General features: G+C 57.2%; 2 rRNA genes. Both read right to left on the bottom strand.

The annotated features are described in order from the left end of the window. Positions 1-2: 2 nt before the first annotated feature. A 5S ribosomal RNA gene (rrf, locus tag ACK8GG_RS21225) occupies positions 3-119 on the bottom strand. A 77-nt stretch (positions 120-196) separates the two neighbouring features. Beyond that, a 23S ribosomal RNA gene (locus tag ACK8GG_RS21230) occupies positions 197-3,304 on the bottom strand. Positions 3,305-3,390: the final 86 nt, after the last annotated feature.

Consider the following 3,390-nt stretch of genomic DNA (forward strand, 5'->3'; position numbering starts at 1 on the left):
TTGTCCGGCGGCGTCCTACTCTCCCACACCCTCCCGGGTGCAGTACCATCGGCGCTGGAGGGCTTAGCTTCCGGGTTCGGAATGTTGCCGGGCGTTTCCCCTCCGCTATGGCCGCCGTAACTCTATCGACTTATCGATACACGGTTGTCACGTGTTCGTTTGTCGGGAGTTGCACAGTGGACGCGTAGCAGCTTTGTAGGTCAAGTCCTCGGCCTATTAGTACCGGTCAACTGAACCCGTTACCGGGCTTACATTTCCGGCCTATCAACCCAGTCGTCTAGCTGGGGGCCTTACCCCACCAAGGTGGGTGGGATACCTCATCTCGAAGCGAGCTTCCCGCTTAGATGCTTTCAGCGGTTATCCCTTCCGAACGTAGCTAACCAGCCGTGCCCCTGGCGGGACAACTGGCACACCAGAGGTTCGTCCGTCCCGGTCCTCTCGTACTAGGGACAGCCCTTCTCAAGTATCCTACGCGCACGGCGGATAGGGACCGAACTGTCTCACGACGTTCTAAACCCAGCTCGCGTACCGCTTTAATGGGCGAACAGCCCAACCCTTGGGACCTGCTACAGCCCCAGGATGCGACGAGCCGACATCGAGGTGCCAAACCATCCCGTCGATATGGACTCTTGGGGAAGATCAGCCTGTTATCCCCGGGGTACCTTTTATCCGTTGAGCGACACCGCTTCCACTCGCAAGTGCCGGATCACTAGTCCCGACTTTCGTCCCTGCTCGACCTGTCAGTCTCACAGTCAAGCTCCCTTGTGTACTTGCACTCAACACCTGATTGCCAACCAGGCTGAGGGAACCTTTGGGCGCCTCCGTTACCTTTTAGGAGGCAACCGCCCCAGTTAAACTACCCACCAGACACTGTCCCTGAACCGGATAACGGTCCGAAGTTAGATACCCAAATCAACCAGAGTGGTATTTCAAGATTGCCTCCACCCATACTGGCGTACGGGTTTCACAGGCTCCCACCTATCCTACACAAGCTAAGTCGAGTACCAATGTCAAGCTATAGTAAAGGTCCCGGGGTCTTTCCGTCCTGCCGCGCGTAACGAGCATCTTTACTCGTAGTGCAATTTCGCCGGGCCTGTGGTTGAGACAGTGGGGAAGTCGTTACGCCATTCGTGCAGGTCGGAACTTACCCGACAAGGAATTTCGCTACCTTAGGATGGTTATAGTTACCACCGCCGTTTACTGGCGCTTAAGTTCTCAGCTTCGCCCCGAAGAGCTAACCGGTCCCCTTAACGTTCCAGCACCGGGCAGGCGTCAGTCCATATACATCGAATTACTTCTTCGCATGGACCTGTGTTTTTAGTAAACAGTCGCTTCCCCCTGGTCTCTGCGGCCATACAACGCTCCACCCGCAAGGGGCTTCACGTCTCCGGCCCCCCTTCTCCCTAAGTTACGGGGGTAATTTGCCGAGTTCCTTAACCACAGTTCGCCCGATCGCCTTGGTATTCTCTACCTGACCACCTGTGTCGGTTTGGGGTACGGGCCGCTAAGAGCTCGCTAGAGGCTTTTCTCGGCAGCATAGGATCACTGACTTCACCTGAATCGGCTCGGCATCACGTCTCAGCCTCATGGTGTGCGGATTTGCCTACACACCGGCCTACACGCTTACCCCGGCACAACCACCGGCCGGGATCAGCTACCTTCCTGCGTCACCCCATCGCTTGACTACTACCTGCCAGGGTCCCACGCTCCCCACCATCAACCCGAAGGCATCCGGCAGTTCGGGTGGTTAGCACAACAAGGTTCGTCATGGGCGCTCTTTCGCGGGTACGGGAATATCAACCCGTTGTCCATCGACTACGCCTCTCGGCCTCGCCTTAGGTCCCGACTCACCCAGGGCGGATTAGCCTGGCCCTGGAACCCTTGGTCATCCGGCGGAAGGGTTTCTCACCCTTCTTTCGCTACTCATGCCTGCATTCTCACTCGTGCCGCGTCCACAGCTGGGTCACCCCGCTGCTTCACCCCCGGCACGACGCTCCCCTACCCATCCACACACCTGCACCAACACCCGAAGGCGCCGGCGGGGTTAAAATGTGAATGCCACAGCTTCGGCGGTGTGCTTGAGCCCCGCTACATTGTCGGCGCGGAACCACTTGACCAGTGAGCTATTACGCACTCTTTAAAGGGTGGCTGCTTCTAAGCCAACCTCCTGGTTGTCTATGCGACCCCACATCCTTTTCCACTTAGCACACGCTTAGGGGCCTTAGCTGGTGATCTGGGCTGTTTCCCTCTCGACTACGAAGCTTATCCCCCGCAGTCTCACTGCCGCGCTCTCACTTACCGGCATTCGGAGTTTGGCTGATTTCGGTAAGCTTGTGGGCCCCCTAGATCATCCAGTGCTCTACCTCCGGCAAGAAACACGCGACGCTGCACCTAAATGCATTTCGGGGAGAACCAGCTATCACGGAGTTTGATTGGCCTTTCACCCCTAACCACAGGTCATCCCCCAACTTTTCAACGTTGGTGGGTTCGGCCCTCCACGCGGTCTTACCCGCGCTTCAGCCTGCCCATGGCTAGATCACTCCGCTTCGGGTCTAGGACACGCGACTGAACGCCCTGTTCAGACTCGCTTTCGCTACGGCTCCCCCACACGGGTTAACCTCGCCACATGCCACTAACTCGCAGGCTCATTCTTCAAAAGGCACGCCGTCACCCCTAAAGGCTCCGACGGATTGTAGGCGAACGGTTTCAGGTACTATTTCACTCCCCTCCCGGGGTACTTTTCACCATTCCCTCACGGTACTTGTCCGCTATCGGTCACTAGGAAGTATTTAGGCTTACCAGGTGGTCCTGGCAGATTCACGGCAGATTTCAGGGGTCCGCCGCTACTCGGGAACAATCACAGGAGACCAGCCACTTTCACCTACCGGACTATCACCGACTACGGTTGGCTTTTCCACACCATTCGGCTAGCAACTGGTTTTGTAACTCCTCGGACACGTGTCAGCGTATCCCGCAATGTCCCACAACCCCGACCACGCAACCCCTGACAGGTATCACACGCAGCCGGTTTAGCCTCATCCGCTTTCGCTCGCCACTACTCACGGAATCACGTTTTGTTTTCTCTTCCTGCGGGTACTGAGATGTTTCACTTCCCCGCGTTCCCCCCACACACCCTATGTGTTCAGGTGTGGGTGACACCACATGACTGGTGCCAGGTTTCCCCATTCGGACACCCTGGGATCATAGCTTGGTTGACAGCTCCCCCAGGCCTATCGCGGCCTCCCACGTCCTTCATCGGCTCCTAGTGCCAAGGCATCCACCGTTCGCCCTTGACAACTTGACCACAAAGATGCTCGCGTCCACTGTGCAATTCTCAACAAACGACCAACCCACAACCCACCACCCCACACCAGACCGACAAACCCCCAA

The organism is Melissospora conviva (assembly GCF_049523535.1).
In the GTDB taxonomy this organism is placed as follows: Bacteria; Actinomycetota; Actinomycetes; order Mycobacteriales; family Micromonosporaceae; genus Melissospora; species Melissospora conviva.